The sequence below is a fragment of the Gordonia sp. SID5947 genome (assembly GCF_009862785.1).
GTDB lineage: Bacteria > Actinomycetota > Actinomycetes > Mycobacteriales > Mycobacteriaceae > Gordonia.
This window is the reverse complement of the sequence record NZ_WWHU01000002.1, coordinates 1-24,107: the sequence shown is the minus strand read 5'-3', so window position 1 is coordinate 24,107 and position 24,107 is coordinate 1. Positions and strand designations below refer to the sequence as shown.

21 protein-coding genes and 2 pseudogenes are annotated in these 24,107 nt (G+C 61.3%); 11 read left to right on the top strand and 12 right to left on the bottom strand.

Annotated elements, in window-relative coordinates:
* The first annotated feature begins 86 nt into the window (after positions 1-86).
* On the top strand, positions 87-3,128 hold the full coding sequence (locus GTV32_RS22780) for an MMPL family transporter (protein WP_161062729.1): 3,042 nt from the start codon (positions 87-89) through the stop codon (positions 3,126-3,128).
* A gap of 38 nt (positions 3,129-3,166) precedes the next feature.
* Here GTV32_RS22780 and GTV32_RS22775 read toward each other — a convergent pair whose 3' ends face one another.
* The gene (locus GTV32_RS22775) at positions 3,167-4,390 is read right to left on the bottom strand and encodes an IS110 family transposase (protein WP_161062728.1); all 1,224 of its coding nucleotides are present in this window, start codon (positions 4,388-4,390) and stop codon (positions 3,167-3,169) included.
* Between the two features lie 381 nt (positions 4,391-4,771).
* Between GTV32_RS22775 and GTV32_RS22770 the strand changes: the two genes are divergently transcribed.
* From GTV32_RS22770 to GTV32_RS24220, 4 genes are all read left to right on the top strand, one after another.
* Complete coding sequence (locus GTV32_RS22770; RefSeq protein ID WP_161062727.1) at positions 4,772-4,966, top strand: hypothetical protein; 195 nt, start codon at positions 4,772-4,774, stop codon at positions 4,964-4,966.
* Between the two features lie 101 nt (positions 4,967-5,067).
* Entirely contained in the window at positions 5,068-5,406 is a 339-nt protein-coding gene (locus GTV32_RS22765) for a hypothetical protein (RefSeq protein WP_161062726.1), read from the top strand.
* 534 nt (positions 5,407-5,940) lie between these two features.
* Positions 5,941-6,138 carry a pentapeptide repeat-containing protein gene (locus tag GTV32_RS23245; protein WP_237422004.1) on the top strand — a complete coding sequence of 66 codons (198 nt, stop codon included), beginning with the start codon at positions 5,941-5,943 and terminating at the stop codon, positions 6,136-6,138.
* Positions 6,105-6,323, top strand: coding sequence for a pentapeptide repeat-containing protein (locus GTV32_RS24220; protein WP_202422924.1), 219 nt, complete (start codon positions 6,105-6,107; stop codon positions 6,321-6,323). Before GTV32_RS23245 ends, GTV32_RS24220 begins: the two co-directional genes overlap by 34 nt.
* A 146-nt stretch (positions 6,324-6,469) precedes the next feature.
* Here the strand turns inward: GTV32_RS24220 and GTV32_RS22755 are convergent, their stop codons facing one another.
* On the bottom strand, positions 6,470-7,171 hold the full coding sequence (locus GTV32_RS22755; RefSeq protein ID WP_161062725.1) for a restriction endonuclease: 702 nt from the start codon (positions 7,169-7,171) through the stop codon (positions 6,470-6,472).
* Positions 7,172-7,340: 169 nt separating this feature from the next.
* Between GTV32_RS22755 and GTV32_RS22750 the strand changes: the two genes are divergently transcribed.
* The 3 genes from GTV32_RS22750 to GTV32_RS22740 all read left to right on the top strand — a co-directional run bounded on the left by GTV32_RS22750 (position 7,341) and on the right by GTV32_RS22740 (position 12,417).
* On the top strand, positions 7,341-9,464 hold the full coding sequence (locus tag GTV32_RS22750; protein WP_161062724.1) for a DNA methyltransferase: 2,124 nt from the start codon (positions 7,341-7,343) through the stop codon (positions 9,462-9,464).
* A 3-nt stretch (positions 9,465-9,467) separates the two neighbouring features.
* The gene (locus GTV32_RS22745) at positions 9,468-12,077 is read left to right on the top strand and encodes a DEAD/DEAH box helicase family protein (protein WP_161062723.1); all 2,610 of its coding nucleotides are present in this window, start codon (positions 9,468-9,470) and stop codon (positions 12,075-12,077) included.
* A 160-nt stretch (positions 12,078-12,237) separates the two neighbouring features.
* Entirely contained in the window at positions 12,238-12,417 is a 180-nt protein-coding gene (locus GTV32_RS22740; protein ID WP_161062722.1) for a DUF1508 domain-containing protein, read from the top strand.
* 269 nt (positions 12,418-12,686) lie between these two features.
* On the opposite strand, the gene GTV32_RS22735 is transcribed toward GTV32_RS22740, so the two are convergent.
* Entirely contained in the window at positions 12,687-13,058 is a 372-nt protein-coding gene (locus tag GTV32_RS22735) for a hypothetical protein (RefSeq protein WP_161062721.1), read from the bottom strand.
* A gap of 139 nt (positions 13,059-13,197) precedes the next feature.
* Here GTV32_RS22735 and GTV32_RS22730 point away from each other — a divergent pair, with 139 nt between their 5' ends.
* Positions 13,198-13,392: a hypothetical protein gene (locus tag GTV32_RS22730; RefSeq protein ID WP_161062720.1), complete on the top strand. Its 195-nt coding sequence runs from the start codon at positions 13,198-13,200 to the stop codon at positions 13,390-13,392.
* A 29-nt stretch (positions 13,393-13,421) separates the two neighbouring features.
* Positions 13,422-14,114, top strand: a complete 693-nt coding sequence (locus tag GTV32_RS23720) for an SHOCT domain-containing protein (protein ID WP_237422003.1) — start codon at positions 13,422-13,424, stop codon at positions 14,112-14,114.
* Between the two features lie 45 nt (positions 14,115-14,159).
* Here GTV32_RS23720 and GTV32_RS22720 read toward each other — a convergent pair whose 3' ends face one another.
* The 3 genes from GTV32_RS22720 to GTV32_RS23955 all read right to left on the bottom strand — a co-directional run bounded on the left by GTV32_RS22720 (position 14,160) and on the right by GTV32_RS23955 (position 15,554).
* Complete coding sequence (locus GTV32_RS22720) at positions 14,160-14,795, bottom strand: DUF6308 family protein (protein ID WP_161062719.1); 636 nt, start codon at positions 14,793-14,795, stop codon at positions 14,160-14,162.
* Between the two features lie 89 nt (positions 14,796-14,884).
* Positions 14,885-15,274: a hypothetical protein gene (locus GTV32_RS22715; RefSeq protein ID WP_161062718.1), complete on the bottom strand. Its 390-nt coding sequence runs from the start codon at positions 15,272-15,274 to the stop codon at positions 14,885-14,887.
* A gap of 145 nt (positions 15,275-15,419) precedes the next feature.
* Positions 15,420-15,554, bottom strand: a complete 135-nt coding sequence (locus tag GTV32_RS23955) for a hypothetical protein (RefSeq protein WP_272918301.1) — start codon at positions 15,552-15,554, stop codon at positions 15,420-15,422.
* A gap of 794 nt (positions 15,555-16,348) precedes the next feature.
* Here GTV32_RS23955 and GTV32_RS22705 point away from each other — a divergent pair.
* A complete protein-coding gene (locus tag GTV32_RS22705) occupies positions 16,349-16,777 on the top strand; it encodes a hypothetical protein (RefSeq protein ID WP_161062716.1) in 429 nt (142 codons plus the stop codon).
* Positions 16,778-17,039: 262 nt separating this feature from the next.
* Here the strand turns inward: GTV32_RS22705 and shbA are convergent, their stop codons facing one another.
* From shbA to GTV32_RS22680, 6 genes and pseudogenes are all read right to left on the bottom strand, one after another.
* On the bottom strand, positions 17,040-17,639 hold the full coding sequence (gene shbA, locus GTV32_RS22700; RefSeq protein ID WP_161062769.1) for an RNA polymerase sigma factor ShbA: 600 nt from the start codon (positions 17,637-17,639) through the stop codon (positions 17,040-17,042).
* A 313-nt stretch (positions 17,640-17,952) separates the two neighbouring features.
* Positions 17,953-18,864 carry a sigma-70 family RNA polymerase sigma factor gene (locus tag GTV32_RS24215; protein WP_161062715.1) on the bottom strand — a complete coding sequence of 304 codons (912 nt, stop codon included), beginning with the start codon at positions 18,862-18,864 and terminating at the stop codon, positions 17,953-17,955.
* A gap of 800 nt (positions 18,865-19,664) precedes the next feature.
* Positions 19,665-20,363, bottom strand: a complete 699-nt coding sequence (locus GTV32_RS22690) for a hypothetical protein (RefSeq protein WP_161062714.1) — start codon at positions 20,361-20,363, stop codon at positions 19,665-19,667.
* A gap of 164 nt (positions 20,364-20,527) precedes the next feature.
* Positions 20,528-21,154, bottom strand: coding sequence for a hypothetical protein (locus GTV32_RS22685; protein ID WP_161062713.1), 627 nt, complete (start codon positions 21,152-21,154; stop codon positions 20,528-20,530).
* A gap of 35 nt (positions 21,155-21,189) precedes the next feature.
* Positions 21,190-21,379 (bottom strand): annotated as a pseudogene (locus GTV32_RS24210) (hypothetical protein).
* Between the two features lie 1,159 nt (positions 21,380-22,538).
* A pseudogene (locus GTV32_RS22680) lies at positions 22,539-23,326 on the bottom strand (AAA family ATPase).
* Between the last annotated feature and the right edge of the window lie 781 nt (positions 23,327-24,107).

The window sequence follows — 24,107 nt, the reverse complement described above, 5'->3', positions numbered from 1 at the left end:
CCTCCTTCCCCATCTACGGTACTGCTAGTACCGTAACGATACCGTCGGTTTCGTAGACGGGCTGGGTCGAGGGTGAGGTGCTGCGTATGGTGGTCCAACGTCCAAGTGGTGGGCGCTTGGCGGCGCGCCGGTTGGCGGAACGCAGCGAGTACAGCACGACATTGGGGCGGTTGGCACGGTTCACCTTGGCGCACAGATTCCTCGTCATCGGGGCGTGGGTGGCTGTGGGTATCGTCTTGGCGATACTGTTTCCCCAGCTGGAGACGGTGGTGCGGCAGCAGTCTGTTGATCCGATCCCTGCTGGGGTTCCATCGTTTCAAGCACTCGATCAGATGGGTGGTGCGTTCGGTGAGAAGGGCGCCAAGACCACTGTTTTCGTGACCATGGAGAACCCGAACGGGTTCACCGACGTGGCGCGGGAACGCTACGACATGCTCGTTCTGCAGTTGCGCGAAAATTTCGACGATGTGCAGTCAGTGCGGGATTTGCTCTCCGATCCGACGACGGCCGGCCAGGCCTTGAGTGAGGACGGGCAAGCCTGGTACTTGCCTGTCGGGGTCACCGGAACTTTGGGAGGGCCAACGGCCACGCATGCTGTGGAGACCGTGCGCCAAACCGCGCAGCGCGTGTTTGACGGTACGGACACCACTGTCCATGTCACCGGGCCGACGGCCACTTTCAGTGACCAGATCGTCAGTGCTGAAAGCGATTTAGTCGTGATCACTGTGGCGACGGTGGCGCTTATCGCGATCATTCTGTTGATCGTTTACCGATCGCTGTTCACCGCGCTGGTGCCGTTGTTGGTGATCGGTGTCAGCCTCGGCGTGGGCCGCGGGGTCTTGTCCGCACTCGGCGAACTCGGTATGCCGGTATCGCAGTTCACCGTCGCGTTCATGACCGTCATCCTGCTCGGAGCCGGGGTCGACTACTCAGTCTTTTTCATCAGTCGCTATCACGAACGGCTACGCCAGGACGCTACCACTGAGGTTGCGCTCGTGGACGCGACAGCAACTATCGGACGGGTCATCCTGGCTTCAGCTGCCACGGTGGCGCTGGCCTTTTTGGCGATGGTGTTTGGTCAGCTGAGCGTGTTCTCCACCTTGGGTCCGGCATGCGCGATCGCCATCCTCATCGGATTCCTCGCCACGGTCACCCTGCTACCACCGGTGTTGCTGTGGGCGGCGCGATTCGGCTGGGGCGCACCCAGACGAGATCTGACCCGAAAGTACTGGAATCGCGTCGCCGTGCTCGTCGTGCGGCGTCCTGTGCCTCTGCTGGCACTAACCCTGGTCGGGCTAATCGTGCTTAGCGTCTTCGCGATGGGCATCCAGATCACCTTCGACGATCGTGAGGGGCAGCCCGCGACAACCGACAGCAACGAAGGCTACGCGTTGCTCGACCGTCATTTCCCTCAAGACGTCACTATCACTGAGTTCCTCGTTGTAGATGCACCGATCGATCTCCGTACTGCCAGCGGGCTGGCCGATCTTGAGCAAATGGCCTCACGTGTATCCCAGATCCCCGGAGTGACTCGAGTCATCGGTGTTACCCGTCCCACCGGGGACAAGCTCGAGCAAGCCAAGCTGTCCTGGCAGAACGGTCAGATCGGGGACCGGCTGGCGGGTGCGGTCGACGATGGCCAGAACCGCCGAGGTGACCTCGAACAGCTCCGTACCGGCGCATTCCAACTCGCCGACGGGCTTACTCAGCTCGACACCCAGGTACGCACCAACTTGGCCCCCCTGGCCGGCATCCTCGATCAGGCAAGCACAGCAGGGCAGCAAATTCAGCAGTACCAGCCGATACTCCGCCAACTCGCCGCATCTGCACCAGCGCTCGATCGCGCTTCTCAGAATGCCCCACAGCTGGCCGCGCTCACCCGCCAAACATCTGCAGCCCTGGCAACAGTGACCTCGATCCTGCCCATCCTCGATAATGCGCCCTGGTGCACCCAAGTCCCGCAGTGCGCAGCTCTGCGCGCGCAGACCCGCAATCTCGACGCCCTACTGAGCAACGGGACCCTCGACCAGATCGCCACGCTGTCAACACAACTCGCGCAGCTGGATACACCGATCTCAACAGTCACCGACCAACTCACTTCCACCGTCAACTCACTGGGCTCCACGCTGGGAAGCATCAGCAGCCAAGACCTTCCCGGCAAGCTCACCCAACTGCAAACAGGTATCAGTCAACTCGCGGCGGGATCACGCCAACTCGCCGCCGGTGTATCCGCGCTGATCGACAGCAACCTTCAACAACTCGCCGGGATGGCCGCGCTAGCCACACAACTACAAACCTCCGCCCGCGAGACCGCCGGAACAAACTCAGCAACCGGCTTCTACCTCCCACCTCAGGCCAACGCAGACCGCCGTTTCGTCGACGTCGCTCGCCAGTTCGTCTCGCCCGACGGCCATACCGTGCGCTACGCAATACAAACCAGCTTCGACCCCTACAGCACCGAGGCCATGCAACTGGCCGACACAATCACCGATGTCGCACTCGCCGCCAGACCGAACACAACCCTGCAGGACTCCAACATCGCGATAGCCGGGTTCCCCGCCATCAACGCCGATCTGCAACGTCTACTCACCGAAGACTTCCGACTCCTAGCGTTGGCCACCCTCACCATCGTCGGCCTGATCCTGATACTCCTACTCCGAGCACTCATCGCGCCGCTATACCTTCTGGGCACCGTCATACTCAACTACACCGCGGCACTGGGTATCGGTGTCCTGATCTTTCAACACATCCTCAAAACCGATATCGCCTGGCCCGTACCACTACTGGCCTTCATAGTCCTCGTCGCGGTCGGCGCCGACTACAACATGCTTCTTATCTCTCGCCTACGCGAAGAATCCCAAAACAACATCCGCATCGGCGTCCTGAGAACCGTCACCAACACCGGATCAGTCATCACCTCGGCCGGCCTCATCTTCGCTGCCAGCATGTTCGGACTCATGGCCGGATCCATCTCGATCATGACCCAGGTCGGACTCATCATCGGCATCGGCCTGCTGCTCGACACCTTCATCGTCCGCACCATCGTTGTGCCGACCATCGCCACACTTGTCGGCAGAGCAAGCTGGTGGCCGAGTACCCGAACCGACACGCATCCAGTGTCCCGCTAGTACGCACGCACGTGCCGAGATCTGACCGGCCCCGCCAGTCATCCAGCCATCGCGCCCACCTCATCGACTGACACCCGCTCGACGGTCGGCCGCGGCAACCACACCCTACCGTCGCGGATCAGTGCCCAGACCACGTCAACCAGACGTCTAGCGAGAGCGATGAGAGCGTGGACGTGGGAACGCTTCTCGCGTCGTTTGCGCTGGTAGAACTCGCGGGACGGGCCGTCGCGTTGCGAGCTGTTGAGTGCGGCCATGTAGAACACCTTGCGAAGTCCTCTGTGGTAACGCTGGGGTCTACGCAAGGCTCCCCGGCGGTTACCGGAGTCGTGCGGTACCGGAGCAAGACCGGCGTAGGCGGCGAGTCTGGCGGGCGAGCCGAACGAAGTGAGGTCGCCGCCGGTGATCGCGACGAGCTCAGCGCCGCTTCGGGTGCCGATGCCTGGCACGGATTCGAGAATCCGTGCGTGACGGTGGCGGCGGAACACCTCGGTGATCTGCTTATCCAGGTCGGCGATCTGACGGGTCAGCATGACCAACGAGGTAGCCGCGTGTTGCACCAGTAGGGCTGTGGTCGCCTCGCCAGGCAGGGTGACGGTCTGCGCGGCCGCCGCGGCACGGGCTTTGTCGATCATCTTCGGGATCGTGGGTCGGCGGACGCCGTGACTGCGCAGGTGGTCGTAGATCTCGTCGTCAGAGACCGCAGCGATCGCAGATGGCGTGGCGAAGCGGGTGAGGAACGTTAGACCGGTCAGTGTCGAGTAGTCGAAACACCGTTCTAGTGCAGGGAAGATGCGGGTCAGCAGGCCGCGCAGGCGGTTGATGCCTCGCGTACGTTCAGCGACGAGGTCGTTGCGATGTCCGGTCAGCAGGTCGAGTTCGATCGCGAGGTCGTCGGGCACGGTGATCGTCGCGAGATCGCCACGTAGGCGGGCTGTCTGAGCGATCACGACCGCGTCGCGAGCATCGGTCTTGCCCTCACCCGCAAACGCACCGGTCATACTGTGCACGACGCGACCGGGCACATAGCGGATCTGCTGCCGCCGTGCAGCCAGCACACCCCGCAACAATGCCGACTCCGGCGCGGTCATATCGATCGCCCACACCACCGTCTCGACACCAGCGACCCGGTCCACCAGCGCTTCGATAGCATGCTGATCGTTGGGAAGCCGCCGAGACCACAGCACTGTTCCCGCCTCGTCGACCGCGGCGGCGTGATGCGCATGCCGACCGACATCGATTCCTACCCAGATCTTTTCGTCCATACTGTCCTTCCGTGTGCGGTTGGCTCGTCAGGGTGGTTTCGCCGGCACACCTTTACACAGCGACAAGTTCGCGAACACATCTCAATCAGCGGCCGAAACGACCCGTCACGGTCCGGGGTGACCTTCCACGCCAAGCCACCAGCGACAACAGGTGATTGTCGAGCCACGCCCCGAACCGCGGACGAACGTCCGAGGCGACCGCCCCGGACGTACTCCAACGTAAAGGTGATTGTGCGGGAGCGGTGCAGGTGCGGGAGGGCTTGGTGTCGCGGTAGCGCGTCGGTCTTCTGTGCCTAGGTGAGCGGGGTAACCGGTGACGGTGCGTGCTGCTGGGTTTCGGAGCTGGGAGGTTTCGAAAACGCGGGTCGTAGGCTGCGCCGCATGTTGATAACCGCTCTCTCTCAGTCGGCGCATCAGACCTACCAGTTGATGCTGATGGTTGCGATTCTGGTGGCGATTACCCTCACCGTGATTGCTATCTGCACGAAGCGGTGGGGGGATTACGGCTGCCTCGCGGGTGTGGCCTGGTTTTTCGTACTCGTCTTTTGGTCGGTGGCACAACCGTTGTTGTCGTGACCCCGTGGTGCCGGTGACGTGGCTGATGTGGTGGGTAGGGCGCGGACCTTCCCTCCGTGCCCGTACCCACCACGGTGGGGACTCTACTAGACTTCGTACGTATGTTCGAGTGGGATTTGTGGCCGGATCGGCGGACGTTGCGGTTGTGTGAGCCGCCGCGTGCGGTGGTGGTGGACATGTCGGTGCTGGACCCGACTGCTGGCCGGCCTGTTGGGTTCGCGCCGTCGCAGGTGTCGTTGCGGGTGAGGGCATTCGGTGTTCGGGTGGAGCGTGAGATGCCGGCCCGCCTGGTGGCGTGGTTGCAGTTGTGTGATGGGCAGTGGCGCGCGTTGTGTGAGTTGCCGATCCAAAGTGTGAATGGGGTGTCGCGGGCGACGGTCACGTTGTGGGTGCCGCCGGAGGCGATGCGCCTTCCGGCGGATTCACGCACGATGCCCTAATCGCGGTTGAAGAAAACGTTCCGCCAACGATGGCCCCCGCGAAATCGATTGCGCTTGTCGTGAGCAGACCGACAATTGGGTTTCACTGCGGCGGCGGCACATCAAGTGCATCATCCGTGCGACGACCAGGCATTCGTGTCGCGCACTCTGGGCCAGGACGGGCAGAATCCTGATGTGACGACTAATCCGCCTTCGCGGCCTGGGCCGCTAACACTCCTCTGGCAACGCATCCAGGCATGGTGGCAGACCGCACCTAGCCGGTGGGCGAACGCGAAAGAGTGGTTGCCAGACCCGCCCCGGTGGGTGCGTGACGGTGTGGTCGCACTACTGATCGCGGGGGTGGTCTTGTGGGCTGGTGCAAGACTTGATGATGCCAGAGCGGATCGCGATCGAGAGATCGCAGCTGCCGCCGCTGCGCGGGCAGAACGACTCGAGAACGTGCGATTTGTACGAGAACGATCTAACAATGATCCCTTGCAGGAGCGACCTTTTGCAGAGCTGAGTTTGGATACGATGAATCTGGCAGGACTTGTAATGACTCGTGCGAACCTGACCGACGCGAACCTGACCGACGCGAACCTGTCCGACGCGGACCTGAGCCATGCGGACCTGACCGGCGCGACCCTGGCCGGCGCGGACCTGACCGGCGCGGACCTGAGCCATGCGGACCTGACCGGCGCGACCCTGCCCTCGCGACCCTGGCTGGCGCGACCCTGGCCGGCGCGGACCTGACCGGCGCGGACCTGACCGGCGCGGACCTGACCGGCGCGATCCTGCCCCTCGCGGACCTGACCGACGCCGACCTGACCCATGCGACCCTGATCGGCGCGACCTTCAACGGCGCGGACCTGACCGGCGCCTGTGGCACAGGCATACAGTGGCCAGTCTGGTACACACCAGAGCCCCAGCCGTGTTAATCATACTAACGACAAACACACGCCATGCCCGAGACACGGATAAACCCCCGGGGACCGGACGAACTCCACTCCATAACAGCAGGCTGCGCCGTCTCGAGGCTCATTGGCCGAGCGCCTGAACGATTGAGGTATCTCTATGGGCTGGGCTAATTGACTTCACGTACCGGGGGGTAGGTGTAGCACGCGATGCGGTACCTAGCGGCGAAAATGGTTGCCTTCGGGGTATACCCCGAAGCGGAGAAGAATAATGCCTGCTTGTTCAATGCGGCCGCGATCCCCAGCATGCGCTGCACCTCGGCGATCCCGACGGCCGTTTGATGATGCTTGACCTGTGCAATCGCCTCGTCACATACGATGTCAATACCGTCGTCAGCGCCCGGAGACGTCAGTTGGGCATCTTCGTAGTGCGATGTGTTTTGCATCCACCCACACACATAGCGCTCGGCCTGCTGCCAAGTCATGCCGTGCAGTAATCCTGCTGCAGCATAGATTGTTTCGATCTCGCCGCTTGGATGCTGCTCGACCAGTTCATCCATATCTTGTTTGATGCGCTTCTCTACTGCAGCTTGGTGCCGGGTCAACACCTTGATCGCGCCGCTCAAGGTGAACGTCTGGACACCACTGGCCGATTGAATGAGTCCCGCTCTGTGTCCGCAGGACCAGCATTTGCGGTCCATATCCATGACCAGAACGCCGTCGCACCCTGTGCAGGTACCACTGATGATGCTCCGCCGCTCCTGCGTCGCCTTGATGCGCTCGCGTGTCGCCTCCATGCGCTCTTGGGCATCTTCGGACGAACGCTCCCAATCCTGGAGGCGCTCGGTCCACGACCGCTTCCTGCCCAGCATTCGAGCAGGATACAGAGAACTCCCCTCCGATGCAGAACCCGCACCCGACTGAAGGTGACGAGCACGTCGAACACCAACTATTTGCCTGGGGACGAAGGCGTGGGCTACGCGCACCCAACACCATCCTTATTCGCAGACCGTTGCGGCCCGCGAAGTAGTGTTGACCGCTGTGAGCAACGAACTCCATGCGCTTCTCGATCGGGTGGCGAGCACCGATCCTGAGACGGCGAAAGAGCTGCGCCGACATATTGACTCCTTGCAGTCGCGGCGTCAGTTCGGACTGAACTTCGAGCGGCACACCCCTGAGTCGGTCGCATTGACCGGGCGACCGATCTCGGTCGGCGACAAGGTCCGGTTCCTCCCAGTGCGGGGAGAGTTGGCCGACGAGTCGGACGCGGTCTGGGTTGTCACGAAGCTAACTGGGCCGAAGAAGGCCAAAGTCGCACAGCTGATCGATCCGCGAACCAAGGAAGAGTCTTCGCGGTCGATCGAAGATCTAGTGTTCGTGGCAGACTTCCGCGATCCAATCTATCCGGGACTGGTGTCGACCGGACGGATCGGGCGCGGCGGCGACAAACCGTTTCAGACGGTGATCAACAGCGAGAACTTTCATGCGCTCGAGGCTCTACTGTTCACAAACCGGGGCAAGGTCGACGTCATCTACATCGACCCGCCGTACAACACCCGGGCAAATGACTGGAAGTACAACAACGACTACGTCGATCCTAACGATTCCTATGCGCACTCAAAGTGGCTCGCCTTCATTGAACGGCGGCTGAGGGTCGCACGGGAGCTGCTGAACCCTGGGGACTCCGTACTGATCGTTACCATCGACGAGAAGGAATACCTGCGGCTCGGGTTGTTGCTGGAGCAAACGTTCCCGGAAGCGCGGATCCAGATGGTCAGTGTTGCGATCAACCCCTCCGGCCAGAAGCGAGACGGTGCATTCAGGCGCTCTGATGAGTATCTGTTCGTCGTCTCGTTTGGCCGGGCTGAGCCGACGCCTCTGGTCCTTGGGCCTGAATGGCGCGGCGGGAAATCCACGTCGACGGCCAAGATTCGTTGGGATGGCTTTCTACGCAGCGGCACTGGTGCGCAGCGACAGGAGAGCCCACTAAAATTCTACCCAGTCATCCTGTCTGAAGCGGGCGAACTTCTCCGGTTCGACCAGCCAATCCCTCCTGACGCCCGTCGGGAGGATTACGAGTGCGCCGACCCCAGCGAGGTGGCGATCTGGCCCATCCGCAAAGACGGCAGCGAAGGCCGGTGGCAGACCAATGTCGCTACCGCGAAGAGGCTATTGGCTAACGGGTTCATTCGATCGGGCCGCTTCAACGGCGAACGCACGGCGATCTCATACTTGAAGTCCGGCGAGCAGACCAAGCTGGCACAGGGCGTGTTCGGGGCCTATGAGATCGGAAAGAACGGCCATGTCGTCGTAGAGAGCGAGTCAGCTCAGGGAAACCGTGCCATCCCGACGACGCAGTGGAATCTGACAGCTCACTCTGCCGCCGACCACGGGTCGAGCCTCCTGCGGAAGCTGATCCCTGGGCGATCGTTTCCGTTTCCCAAATCCCTATACGCGGTGGAGGATTCGCTGAGGTTCTTCGTCAAGGACAAGCCGGAGGCACTCATCCTCGATTTTTTCGCCGGCTCAGGGACGACCGCACATGCGGTGATGAGGCTTAACAGGGAGGATGACGGTCGCCGCCGGTCGATCCTGGTCACCAATAACGAGGTCAACGACGAGGAGGTCTCACTGCTGAAGCGTGGATTGCGTCCCGGCGACTCCGACTGGGATTCGCGCGGCATCTGCGAGCGCGTCACCAAGCCTCGGATCACTGCAGCCGTGACCGGCTGCACCCCCGAAGGCATCACGATCGACGGCGACTATGCGTTCAGCGACGAGTATCCAATGGCCGACGGGTTCGAGGAGAACGTCGAATTCTTCACACTGACCTACGAGAACGCCGCGCTAGTCGAGCTGGATCTGGCATTCGAGAGGATCTCACCTCTGCTGTGGTTGCGGGCTGGCGCCGAGGGCAGGGTCATCGACATACGCTGCGACACTTTTGATGTGGCTGAGAAGTACGCGGTGTTGTTCAGTGTCGACGCCGCAAGTGCGTTCCTGTCGGTGGTCGATAGAACTAAAGGGCTGAGGGTGGTCTACATCGTCACTGACGATGAGCCGCAATACCAGGCGATCGTGGGGCAGCTGCCCGACGGCGTGGAGCCGGTCAGGCTTTACGAGTCGTACCTGCGCACATTCCAAATCAACACTGGGAGAGCCTGAGCCATGAAGTTCACGCTAAAGGACTATCAGGTCGATGCCGTCGACAAAATCCTGACAAGACTCGGCTACGCCAGGGAAGACTGGCGCGGCCGCGATGAACGGACGACGTTCGCGCTGTCGTCGACGACCGGGTCCGGAAAAACCGTGATCGCCGCAACGGTGATCGAGGCGCTGCTGCACGGCAGCGATGAGTTCGACGTCGAGGCTGATCAGACCGCAGTTGTGCTGTGGGTCTCCAAGGACCCCTCGCTCAACGAACAGACCAGAGGGCGATTCATCGAGTGCGCTGACAGAATCCCACCCGGCGACCTGGTACTGCTGGACAAGACCTTCGCCGGCGATTCGCTGAAGACCGGCAAGATCTACTTCATCAATCCCGACAAGCTCAGCAAAACGGCCGATTTCGTCAAGCACACTGACTCACGCCACTACACATTCTGGGAGATTCTGGACAACACGATTGCCGACGAGGACAAGACGCTTTACGTGGTGCTTGACGAGGCGCATGAGGGTATGAAGGCTTCGTCGAGCAACGACCAAACGATCGTCCAGAAGATCATCAACGGCAACGGGGTGAACCGAGCGGTCCCGATCGTGCTTGGAATCTCGGCGACAGTGCAACGCTTCGACTCTGCTATGGAGAAGGCTTCAGTCTTCACCAAGCGCAGCAACGTCGAGATCGAGCCGAAAGATGTGCAGGCGTCGGGACTGCTGAAGAACTCTCTGACGCTCGACATCCCCGACGAGGCCGGCGACTTCTCGACGACAATGGTGCGCGACGCAACAATCGACTTTGTCGAGGTGTGCGAGCGGTGGGACAGCTACTGCGAGCAAGAAGGTATTGAGCCGGTACTGCCGCTGCTGGTGGTGCAGATCCCGAACAAGACCGCAGGTGAGAAAGACTCGGAGAAGGGCCTCGCCGAGGAGAACGACCTCATTCGCATAGTTCTGGAGACGGTCCGGAAGAACTGGCCCGCCATGGCCGGCGACTGCGTGGCTCACGTTCTCGGCGATCGGGCGATAATCGAGGTCGGCGGTTATGAGATCCCGAGGGTGGCACCGCAGGATATCGAGAGCGATCACCGCATTCGTGTGCTGGTCGCCAAGGACGCGGTCTCGACTGGGTGGGACTGTCCCCGCGCCGAAGTGCTGGTGTCATTGCGGCCGGCCAGGGACGACACTTACGTCACTCAGCTCCTCGGCCGCATGGTGCGCACTCCGCTGGCGCAGTCGACGAGCGTCGATCGCCTGAACAGCGCGGCGTGCTACCTGCCCTACTTCGACAAGGCGACGGCGAAGACGGTAGCCGAGGAGATCATGGGGATCATCCCGCCGCGCGCAGGCGGGTCGAACGTCCCGGTGCCGAACGTATTGTTCGCCCCTGCGACATTGGTTCGCAATCCAGAGGTCGATGCCAGGGTTGTCGAGCTGATCGCCGGACTCCCGTCGTATGCAAAGCCCGCCGCGGCGCCCAAGCCGATCAAGCGGATGCTCAAAGCCGCGGTCGAGCTGTCCCGTGACGAACTGGTGAGCGATGCGGACAAGGCCGCGCACGCAGCGATGTTCGAAGTGCTTGACGGAGTCACTGTGGCAAATCAGGAAGCCGTCGACGAACAGACCGACCAGATCATGACCGCGGATATTCGACGCATCACAGCCAAACACGGAGACAATGAGGCCTCAAACATGATCGAGGTCCGTTCCGCTGACGCAACGACGGTCGACGATGCGCTGCGGCACCTGCGTCGGATGCTGACGACCTCAGTGGTGAACAAGTACCTCCAACGAAACATGCAGGCGGCAATTCACGAGGCGTACGAGGCCGGCGATCCAGACATTGACATCACTTCGGTCCGGGCACGCGTGGCGGCGTTGGCCTTCATCGACGCTGACGTCCAGGGCCCGACCGAGGATGCGGCGGACTCACTGACCCGCCTATGGCTGACGACGAAAGCAGCCGAAATCAAGGCTTTGAACGATGTGCGCGCCCGCGTCTACGAAACCATCGAGGACATGGGTCGCGAACCTGAGCGCGTAGCCATCCAGGTCAAGGATGACGAGCGAGTCGGTACTCAGGACCCAGACGGCAAACCACTCCCAACGGTGCGCCGGCACGTGCTCTCCACGTCCGGCGGCGACTACCCGCTGGACCTGAAGATGACGAAGAACCGCTGGGAGCGAGCGACGATCGCCCACGAGCTTGCCAGTGGTTCTCTCGAGGGGTGGTACCGCAATCCGTCGGCCGCAGGCAAGTACTCGCTGAGGATCGCACACAAATCCGGTGACGTGTGGAAGTCAGTACAGCCGGACTTCGTATTCGTGCACCTGGCTGACGATGTCCTGCAGCCGTCGATCATCGACCCGCACGGCGCACATTACGGAGACGCTGCTCCTAAGCTCAAGGCACTGGCGCAGTACGCCGACGAGCATGGCGATGCCTTCGACCGGATCATCGCGATCGGTGTCGAGAGTGATCGCGAACTGATCGGACTCAACCTAAAGAGTCCGGCGATCCGAGCGGCGGTCTACGGATCTCCGGCAGACAGCGACTCGATCAAAGAGCTGTACAAGAGACACGGAATCAAGTACACGACAATCCCTGAAGGTCTTTAGGAGCAGATACACGCGCCCAAGACGCACTGGATAACCTTGGTATCAGTCTTGAAATAGGCAATGCCGCTCAGCGAGTTACCCATTTCACAGACATGCTCACACGAGCGGGCTTATCCTCGCTGCCATACCTCCATTAGACGCTGATGGGAGAACACATATCGTGGCGGGCAAGTTTGAACTGTACAAGGACAGGGCCGACAAATTCCGGTTTCGGCTGAAGGCGGCGAACGGCGAGATCATCGCCTCCAGTGAGGCATATGAGTCAAAGTCGGCCGCCCAAAACGGTATTGATTCGGTGAAACGCAACGCCGCAGATGCAGCGATCAATGACCAAACGTGAGCGCGGCGCGTAGAGCGCTGTCGTGTGAGCCTGTCATTGCATCCCAGGCAGACGGTCCGGTGCGCGAACTCGGGCGCCATTCTTACAGCTAGTGCAGTAGGCGAGAAATGTTTGTAGTCAAGACCACTTCAGATGGCATCAAGCCAGGTTCCTAGCGCGTTGCGGGGGGCGGTGAGGTAGCTACCGGCGTGGACGATACACACGCTGTAACCGTTATCGTTGCGCACCACGTCGTCGGGAGTGGTGACGCCCGGCGCCAGCGAGCCGATCTATGTACGACGGCCTACAAGCTGTCGTACTCCACCGTTCTCATCCACGGCGTACAACGAGATCCTCAGCAGATCAAGAATCCGCTGAGGCGCTCGTATGGCCGCATTGACTGATCGACGCTCGTCACGCACGACCAACGCAAACGACGCACACTCATCGAACTCGGTTGGCATTCGGCTCACTAGTTGTCCGATGGCCGTATTGACGTCCAGTCCCGGTGCGGTGGTCGCACCCTTGGCTTCAGCGTAGAGCGTGTGTCCTTCCTTCTCGGCAACGACGTCGACGAAGTCCACCTCAGTGCGCACTGTCCACCCCTGCGTGGACAGCCACCCCACAAACCCCTCAACCACACGCGCCTCGTCACCTCTCATGACGTAACAATAGGTGGCTTCATCCGACAGTAAAGTGCGTCAGGTTGTAGTTCCGACTTTTATTGGACACCTAGTGTGTGACTACACTCGGTCGGAGTTTGGTCAAAGGGACACACTTCTGAATTAGGAGCGTGCAGACATGGCAATCACGCGATTCGAAGGCCATCACTGCTCGGTTGTGCTCGATACTGTGCTGCGCACAGTGACGATGGAACACTCGGGTGCATTGACGCTAGGCGCGAAGAAGAAGGCCTCGCCGCGAGTGATCGCTTTTGACGACATCGAAGCTGTCGAGTATAAGCACAGCAACCTCGGGGCGGATCGTTTCGGATAATTCGCCATGACCGCGACGGGTACAAGAAGTTGGTCGCCAACGACTTCAACGGCTTCATCGAGAAGCCGGGGAATCCCGCAGCCGAGTTCGCCGATGAGGTGCGTGCGGCCGCAGGCCTTCCCGTCGAGCAGCCAGCCGTGTCGGCAAAGAATCCAGTCGCAAGCGAAGCAACGGCGGCTGACCACGAGGGCTCGGTTGCTCCGCAGCAGCCCAGTCCTCGGATAGGTGCCCGCCAGTCAGGCCGTCACGATCGGATTCTGGCCGAAGGTGCCATCGGACGTGGCGACCATTTGACCATCTTTCGAGATGGCACTTTCACGACCGGTCGATCCAGTTCGAGTCACCGAGACCAGCTGATCGGGTTTTCCTATGATGCGGATTCCATGCGTCGCAAGTCGGTGACCGGCCGTGCTGCCGCAACATTTGCGTCTGGCGGCTACTCGCTGCTCGCTTCAAACAACCGCGGTGTCCTCTACGTGACGGTGACAGGAGTGGACACCGGTTCTCGAACCTACACAACCAGAAACCCATCGGGTGCACTGCTGACGTCCGTCAGAGCGCTCAAAGCCGCCGCCGACGCATGCCAGAACAGGGGCACCCCACCGCCTGCCGCGGCATCTGATGATCTGACAGCACAGTTGACGAGGCTGGCCGAACTCCACGCTTCCGGGGCACTGTCTGACGCTGAATTCGCTGACGCGAAGCGCCACTTACTCACTTGATCGATCATTGGCCCTAGCGACCCGATTCCAACGGACAGTGAACGCCTATCGGCCTCTGTTCGACTCTCCCTGCATCCAGGCAAGGGTGTCGAGGATACGGAGTTCGCTGATGTGGTCGGGGAGCCTGGCTTCCGTGCGGGCACCGCGGATGCGCCGGCGAAGATCAGCATCGGTGCGCAGTGCCTGGTGGATAGGGGCGAGGTGTGGCCCTCCGCGGGTACCGAGGACGTCGACGACAACCTCGTCCCAAATGGGGTAGAGCCGGGGACGTTTGCGGGCGATCAGTTTCGACGCAATGGTGGTGCCGATACCTCGCACGGATCGGAGCCGGGTGTCAAGCAGCCAGGCCGGCCAGGTGAGGTCGATGGGGCCGGGTTCGTCGGCGAGGTCGCGGTCCACTCCGACAGCGGTCAAATATTCGACGAACTCGTCACGCTGGTCACGCAGAATCTCTCGTGCCGCCGCAGGGCCGGCATTGACGGATAAGAATCCGATGGCGATGAAGTCGTCGGCAGTGAAGATGTTGGCGTCCGCGGCTCTGGTGCCGGTGGAGTCCCAATTGTCGAAGGTGGCGCCAGTGTATGCGGTCCCCGGGTAAGGGTCACCGAAATAGCACCGAAGGACCGCTGCCGCAGCGGTGGGATCGTCAGTTTGCAGGACGGTCGGGATCGTAATGCTCATGGACTCACTGTGCCAGCACACGTCCGACTACAGCTGTGGGTCACATAGCGCCGAACCAGATGGAGCGACCCGCGAGTGCGACTTGTGCTCTAGAGACCCGCGACCAACTGTTCGACCTTCTGCCCCTCGTCCGCCGGGAGGCCCTCATTGATCTGGACGAATACCAAGGCGTTCGGTGATCCGTATCGATGCGGGCCAGCGAGCGATGCTGCCTCGTCGTAAGCGTCGACGGTCTTGTCGTAGATCGCCCTGTCCGAGAACACGAGGACCTGGCCGGATTCGCCGGGGACCGACGGCAACTCGAACTCGTACTTCTCGGTGGCGCCGATGCCGAGCCCCGTGGGCTCGGACTCTGTGCAATTCGCCCCGACCTTTAACTCGACGATCTTCTCGCACACGGCCGCCGCGTCCAGCTCGGTCGAACCTGGATTTGCTGCATCGACGGTGGGGGTCGCGTCCGCCCCGACTGACGCGTGCATCGACGTTGACTGATCTGAAGTTTCGGCCGTGTCGTCTGAGGAACAACCAGCAGCTCCGAGGACTGCCGCGGCCACGATGACCGGAACGATGCGCCGCACTGTGGCCATGAGCGAGCTCTCCTCGATGAATGCAGTGTTGTCCGCATCAGCTTGCCAGATGTTTGCTGCGCGCCTCGCCCCACATGTTCCCGCCGGCGTTGAGATCGGTCGATATCGCGTGCCATTCCATCGCGGGGTGGTAGACCGCGCCGAAAGCTGCCGCGACCTCCTGCCACCGCACCGCCTGCTCGCCGTCACCGTCCGGCGAGAGCGTTGCACCACCTGTCCGAAAGTTCCATCGGTCTCTCGTCTCAAACCGCTGTACCTCCCGTACGGACGGAAGGAAGTTGGGGGTCTGTTTTGTCGTCTAGAGACCGGACACGATGGCGATCATTGGTGCGAGGCTGAGGACGAAATGGAGCTTTAGCCGCCGTGCTGTCCTCGCGAATGCCAGATGTTTCCAGCCGCTACAGCGGATCACCGCAGCTCGCACAGACGACTTCACCGGATTCGTAGATCGCTCCGCAGCAATACGACGGGGACCCGCTGACCTCGAAACAGGCCTCGTGCCAGTCCTCCCCGTTGAAGTCGAGATGGGAGCTCTCATCTTCGATCGGCTCCTCGCATCCCTCACACGTAAGTACCGTCATACTCGTCCCTCATACCGTTTCTGTTGACCGCAGGAGAGTTCTCACTGAGAGCCCTCCTGACTCGCACTCGTCGACTGTCACGAGACCCACCTTAGGCCCGTTACGCACTCCAACTCGGCTCTGGCGGCTGCAGACTGACGCGAGAATCTCTCATCTGTTTGGAGAAACCAACGGTGACGTGCGAGGACTAAGACGCTGAGCGTCAACGACAACCGGCACGCTGACCCGACCGGCACAGTTACTCAAGATGCCGAGGGCCGAGTTCTCTCATCTGTTTCGACTCGTCTCCTTTTAGAGCCGATAACGTACGTTATGTAAAGTAACAGTTTACACCGCTAGGCTAGCGTTACTTGACAGTCGTCGTAGTGGCAGCGAAGGTGAGACTGTGACACCGCAAATGGGACACTCCCTCGCCGGCATCGTCGACGACTACAAGCGCCGCTCCGGACTGTCGGATGGGGCGATCGCAACAAAGATCGGCATGAGCCGAATGAATCTAAACCTGTGGCGCAAGGAGATTCGCGCCCTACCGACCCACGACAACCTGGTTGCGGTTGCCCAGGTGACCGCCACGTCCTACCGGGTCGTGTTGGATGCTGCGCTGGCTGACTGCGGATACCTTGCCACTCCCCCGACTGGCGACGAGGTGTCCCTGGACGGGATCGTGGCGGTGTCCCTCATTTTCGGAGGCCTCCTGGGTCGGGCGCTCACCCCGTCGGAAGCCTCGCGCCTCAAGTCTGCATGGCAGGCCAGCAGCCCGCGCACACTGGACTCCATCGCCGAAGCGCTCGACCCACAGGAAGGGAGTCACTGATACGTTCCGCCCCAGCCCTTTCGGGCCGACGATCTGCCACACCAGCAGCGGCACCACGATCAGCGCGAGCCATCCCCACATCAGTCAACCTCCCTGTCCAGGGGTTGGATGCTGCCTGAACCCACGAGTTTTTCCCAGCCCTGGCCGGTGCGCGGTCGGTGTGGCACCGTTGGGTCTGTCACGTGCTCTCACTCCGGGCGGTGTCCAGAAACGCGGGTACTATCATCCCCGTGTCGTTAGCGAGTAGCTCAGTGCCCTGCCATCACAGTTCGCGGCGCTCACGCACTGTCGACAATTGCTCCGGCGCCTTTTTGAGTTCCTCTTTGAGCGTCGCCAACGCGCGGTGCTGTGCGGCACGGACCTGACCCGGGGTAGCGCCAACCGCGTCGGCCGTCTCTTCCAGCGACAAACCGTCAACCAGCCGCAGCAACAGCACATCCCGCTGTTTGTCCGGCAATGTCCGGAGGAGCGCCAGCATGCGGTCGGTGTCGGAGTTGGAAGTCATCCGGTCGGGTCCGTCGGTGGCCGACACCGCCTCGGGAACCGCGACTACGGTCTCGACCCTGACCCGGCCGGCGATGCGCTTGGCGTCAGCGACCTTGTGGGCGGCGATCCCGTATACGAAGGCCATGAACGGCCTGCCCTGGTCCTGATACCGGGGCAATGCTGTCAACACCGCCAGCAACACCTCCTGCGCGATATGGTCGGCGGAGAACAAATGCCGCTCTCCGACTCCAATTCGCCCTCGGCAATAGCGCAAGATCGGACCCTTCACACTCTCGAGAACTGACGTGAGCGCGACACGATCGCCCTGCCCTGCAGCGCGAACCGCCTCGTCCAGCTCAACACCCGCCAGCCTCACCGGATACCGATTAGATGGCTGTCGCCGCGCCAACATCTGCTCCGTCTGAACCGGTCCCGATCGGCGTGAATCACTATCGTCCACAGCTGCCACCGCTGTAGTGATGAGTTCGGCCATCCACGTAGAATCGTCACTTGTACCGCTAGTCTCTTTTGGCGGCGAGGACGGCGCATCGTGTGCAGTTGTGTCGATGATCGATGCTTGTCGACGAATCTCGCGGGTGACGTCTGACGGGGTGCGTTTCCGAAGAGCTCGCGCGCCCGCAGTACCTAGTGATGACCGCTCGATCAGGGCTTCTATGTCCTCGTGTTGCTCACTCATCGCGGGTCACCTCCTCCGCCTCTGGCTGTTGATTGTTGCCCTTGAGTTTCTTGCGCATCCGGTAGAGCACGCCCTCCACCTTTCTCGCGGATTTATCACCTGTGATCTCGGCGATCTCAGCGAAGTCATAGCCTTCGAGGTGGAGTTTCAACATTTCCTTTTCGCGGGTCGACAGGCTGTCCATCAACCGCGTAACAAAGTCGTTCTCCGCTGCTATCCCGGCTGGATCGCTGGTGCTTGTTGACCACATGAAGCCCGCGTCGTCTGGAAGGGCGTCCATCCGATTGATGCTCCTCCACCGGTTCTCGGCGCGCTGGTGGCGATTGAACTCGTTGGCGAAACTCAGCACACAGGCGCCCATGAAGTACGTGGTGATCGAGGCGCCACCTTCTGGGTTCCAGCCACTGCCAGCAAGCGCTTTCGTCCGGAACAGGATGAGTGCTTGCACCACAACTGCGTCGGAGATCTCCTCGCGCAACGTGGGTGTCGTGCGTAGCGCGTCGCGGTCCTCGTCGGTCGGTTGCACGCGCCGATTCTTAGCTGCGGTCAACGCAAAAATGTATCCAGTGAATAGCCAGGCGTTCATGACCGCCATGCCGTAGCCGGCCAATGCTTCGGCGTAGCGGTCCCAATCTCGGCCCGCGAAACCTCCGGCGAGGAGACGTTCGAAGGTCTCTCGGTCCGCGGCAAGTCGTAGGAGTCGCTCTTCTCGCTCCGAGATCTCGTCCTGCTGGTCCGGCGTAGCTTCACCATCCGCGAGCTCGGCGGTCGAGAGCGTGAGCGCATCGCCGGGGTTAGCAAGACACCACCCACAGGAGCCAGGGTCGTCTTCTTCGCAAACACAGCTGGCGCTATACCCATGTGCGGGTTGTAGATCATCGTCTGGACCCGAACTCCCAGCCACCCCGCACTCACCTCCGTTCGGGCACCGTTCCTATCGCCGATCCCTTGCCAGGTCTCGGCTGGGCCTTTCCACTCGCTCTCCTCGCAAGCTCGTCGAGTCGACCGGAAAAGCACAGTCGACACCTTGTATATACGCCCGGACCGTTCACCCCACGGATTTCTTCAAAAAGAATTTTCTAGGCTCTACCTGGGGAAATAGCGTGGGGTGTCTCCTTGTCGTCGACCTACGAGGTTACAACCTCTGGTCATACAAACGAATGGAGCACGCGATGACGGCGGGTTCGAAGAAACCAACTGAGTACATTCTCACCGCCCGGTCTGCGCTACTGATCATGATCGCCATGATCGTTGCGGTAGCTGCGGGAGCCCTAACCTACGCAGCGTGCCGGTCAGTCCCTGAGTCGCTACTGGCTGCGGCGCCGGCGTTTGGTGGGAGTCTGCTCTGGCTAAACAAAGTGATCGAAAGCGACCGCTAGCATCGCGCGAGTTACCACAGAATGATGACCACCACCAGTTCCGACGGCTCGACCCGGACTGATCCGGTCCGGCTGACTTGGGTGCCCTCAGGGCCCCTGGAGGACCTCGGCCGTCATCGTGTGTTTGCCCCCAATACCGACATCTACGCCGAGTGCGCCGGCTGACCCGCATGGGCAACAGGAACGACCGCCATCGCCACCGCGATCGCGGTCACCCCCGGGCCCCGGCGCATCGGCGGGAACTCCGTTATCCCGGCTGGAATCCAAACTTGGATCGGCAGAGGTCACCGGCGACCCTCGCGGGTGACAAGGAGATGGGACAACGCTAGGTGCTAGTTGCGGCTTCATCATTGGGCCTACTGACACGCGGAGGCCACTCAGCAGGTACAACGCGGTCGGGCTTTTTGCTCAGATCTTCGTCCCAGTCGAACACCATGTTCTTCCACGCGCCTGGGTCGTCGAACTCGCAGAGGTGCGTCGTCTCAAAGTTGACAAATGCGAAGATCGTGGTGTCACTCGCGAATTTAGCCTGACGGAAGGTCGCTCCAAGCCCACTGAAGCTGGCGGCTCTGAAGGAGGTGCTTGAGCTGCCGAACGCAGCCTCGATAAACGACGTCGTGTCGGCAAGGAACTTGGCTTCGTCGAAGATCAGGCTCGTGCCCAGGAACTGGGCTCCGCGGAACGAGGTGTTCTTTCCGTCGAACCCCGCGCGCATGAACGAAGTTTGGTCGGCGTGAAACTGAACATTCTCGAAGGACGTGCGGCGGCTGTCGAACTGTACGTCGGCGAATGTGGCAACCGGGGTGTGGAACTGCGCCGAGTCGAATGTAGTCCTCGATGAGTGAAACTCTGCGAGATCGAACGAGATGTCCTTTCGACACCACACCTGTGCGCCCGCGAACGAGGTGACCGTTCGGTTCATGAAGATCGCACCCTCGAAATGGATGGCGTCACCATGGAACTGGGCGTTGGTGAAGAAGGTCGATACACCGTTGAAATTTGTTTCAAAGAATGCTGTGTGCATGCTGTGGAACTTCGCCTCCTGGAAAGAGGCGACTCGGCTGTGGAACTCCGCGCGTTCGAAACGTGTTCTGCTCGACCGAAATTCAGTCTCTCTAAATGAGGCCTGCTGCCCGTGAAAGTGCACGTCAGCGAAGTCCGTGCGTTCACCGCGGAAGACGACTCTGTCTAGGTTGACGTCGTGCAGGTGCGCTCCAGTGAAGTCGTAGTCGAGGTCTCGCCAAGTTTTTGACTCCGCTCCGCCTGACTCGTCGGGTCGGAGTCGGGGACAGTGAGGTGGGCGGCAATCGTGCGCATGATCGTGTCGCGCACCGGCTGATCCGGCGGGGGTTCGGTGGTGCTGGCGTCAGGCGTACTACGCAGGTAGGCGCAGAGCAGGTTGATGCACACTTGGGCATCGGCGATCTGATTGATGCGGAGCCAGTCGTCGGCAAGTGCCGCTATGGCGTAGACGCCGGCCTGGCTAATCGTTGTCGAGTCGTTAGCGAGTTGTTCGACCGCAGCGGTGTATCGCTCCCTGAGGGTGCGTATGGTATCTGCGTCGTGTCGGCGGTCTTCGACGGCTTGGTTTACTTTGCGTTCTTGGTGTCCGTTGTAGAAAGCCAGGCCGCCGGCCGAGAGTGCGAAGAGTCCTGCGGTCGTGGCGCCGTAAGGTGTTGCGGCGGCTCTCCAGAAGTCTCCCCAGTTCTCATTGGTGACCGCGCAGGAGTAGATGATGGGCGGCGCGGCGTAGACGCCGCCGATGCCAACGAGTGCGCCGAGACCGATCCCGCAACGCTTCAGCATCGACGCCACTGACCGCCTCCTAGGTTTCGTTTACAATCGCCCTGTCACGGAAGGTGTTCGACTTGAGCGCCAGTCTCTGTGGCGCATTCCTCGTCGGCGCCCGCCTCGTCTGCGGTGAAAGACCTGGACGGCCGACGGTCGGCCCGGCGGCCGCACGATGAGCGTCAAATCTGCCAGCGCCGCTCGTTGACGCTTCGGCGGCTGCCAGTTTCGTACGCCACCCGCCACATCAATGTTTCGGCCACCTATCTACCGACTCTGGCTGGACTAATACGATGGTCCCGGCGGATACATCGCAAATCGCCACGGACAAACCTTGATTCGGGCTGAGCACTCGTCACGGGGGCTAGGGAACAATCAGGGTGTACTGCACGGGCTTTTGCGGAATTGCTGGTGTTGCGAAGCCGATGGCTCGCAGTCCCCCGCCGGTTCGCAGCACCTGGGTCACCGGCTTTCCGCCGCGTGGGCCGGCGCTGATAGGTGCACTCCAGTGATAGACGTTCGGGATTGTCCAGTTGGCGAATGCGCGTGTGGTGCAGACCGGGTTGCGGCTCCATTGGGGGCCGTCGCCGGTAAAGGCGCTTGGTCGGTAGGAGACGAACACTCGCCCTGGTTGGCGGGATCGGTTTTCGCGCTCACATGAATTGTGCCGCGACAGTTGGCGTGGTTGCCGAAGGTCCAGATGTCGTCGCCATAGGCTGATAGTCGAGGCGCTTCTGTCGGCTGAGCCGATGCGGCGCCGGTGAGCGCTGATGCCGCGGCGGTAATCATTGCAGCGGTTGACATAGCAAGTGCGACGGATCGGCCACGTCCACGAGTGGTTCGGATGCGCATGGGTCCCTACTCCCCTATTCAGATTGAATGTCACCTACCGACCTGAGAAGACGGCAATCGACCCAGGCCCACCCTCACCATACGACGCGAAGGTCGCTCCTCCATCTCAACGGCGACTCCGCAACTCACACGGCGCACGGCGGATTCGGACGGCAGCGGCGCAAGGCCCACGGAGATTTCGGCCATCGGCGCGCCTAGGATTCTGCCAGGCTGGCAGTACTAGCTACGGTAGCTAGACTAGCTAGCACCCGTGCTTCTTGAGATACTCATCGAGTGCCCTATCCGTGATCGACTGCAAGCTGATGCTCGTATCTCCAGTCTCATACCTCAGCTTGCTCACGCCTCGGATTGCGCGCGCCTTCACGCTCGGGCGAATACGAACATTGTGCTGCTCGGTCATCTTCTCCCCTGCCTCGGCTACCTCGTCGACGACTGCGGCAGTTGTAGCTAACGACGAGGGCTGATCTTCGGCCACGCGGGTGAATTGTTGGCTGCGGTCGATCCGGAAGGTCTTCGCCGGGATGGCGATTCCGGCCGATTGCAGGTGCTCGATTGACGTTCATGCTGTTTCCTTGACCTTCTCGCTCAGATCGAGTTCTGCGAGGAGGTCGGAGTAGGCCAACTGCAGAGCGATGGCCCGACCACCCCGGAAGCTGTGGATCGGCGTGTGCGCGCTGTGCGCGTCCTGGCGAGCGGCAAGCTCAGGTACTGATGTCTTCGCGACCAGCTCGCCATACACCTCTCGCAATTCTTGCTCACGGTAATTGTGCTCACCGGTGTTGCGGCGTCGGCTGAGGATTATCTTGTCGAAGGTCAACGTGGGATTGGGCCGTCGGGTGACGTTACGGATGGTCTCTTCGAGATTCCCCACGCCACGCACACTGTCGATCGTCGGCTCAGTAACTGCCACTACCCCGTCGGCGGCGCAAAGTACTGCAAATAGGAGCTTCCCGAGGCTTGGTGGGCAATCGAACAGAACGACCGAATATGGGGAGAGATCGACGCCTTCGAATGCCAGATCAAGGCGAAAAATCAGGTCATTTGCGCCGTCAGCTTCGATGTTAGCCAGGGCCACACTCGCCGGTATCAGGTCGACGCGCTCCCACGGCGTCGCGATCACCGCGTCGCCGGCAGTCCCTCTTGACTGTGAGACATCAGATCAAACGATGTGGCGGTGTCATCATCGACCGTGATATCGAGTCCTGTGGTCGCGTTCCCCTGGGGGTCCATGTCAACGACGAGCACGTGCCCACCACTGGCGCTGACCGCCGATGCAAGTCCAAGCACGGTGGCTGTCTTTCCGACTCCCCCTTTCTGATTCGCGATGGCAATCTTTCGCGGCTGCATCGTTGAGTTCTCCATTCTGGCGACATTCACGGTTGCTAGCAGAGCTATGGGCGCTAGGCTACCGTGGCTAGCTCGCGTAGCGAGGGAAGCTAGAGTGCGTGTCGGTAGACATGCCCAAGTAGAAATAGCCTGCGTAACTGCAGCGTCACGCCACAACTGACAAACGATCCTCTTGCTAGCTTCCGTAGATAAGCTAGCTTCCATAGCTCGCCTAGTAACGGTAGCTACGCTCAATACCCTAGCTACGGTGCATATCTAGCCCTGCGTGCTCACGTAGCCCTGCGTGCTCACGTAGCCCTGCGTGCTCACGTAGCCCAGCGTGCTCACATAGCCCAGCGTGCTCACATAGCTGGGGAGTTCGGACTTCCGAAGGGCTCAACGGGCTTCCATCATCCATCCTCGGCAGCCGCCGCCCGCGGCGCCAATCGGCTGCCGAGGCGCCGTTGCAGATCAGCGCCTCGGCGCGACGAGGCTGGTGCTGTGGTGAATGGCAGCACAGTTGTCGCAGCGTCGGGGTGGGTCAGCCGGGAGCGGAGCACCACCAGACCACGCTTACTTCGGGCCTGTTCAGAGCGTGTTTCTGCATGCCAGCATCGCCGCTCTGCAACTACCGCGCCCCGATCTGCTGTGCCCGGTCCAAAGCGCCTGTCGCGTCTGCCGCGTCGTCGAGCGAGGTGTCAGAACGTGCCACCCACGCAGTGCTCCGTCCAGCGCCGACCCGTTGGGCTAAGCCTGCAGCTTCGAGTGCCCGAAGGTGGCGCACCGCCGTAGGACTGGTCAC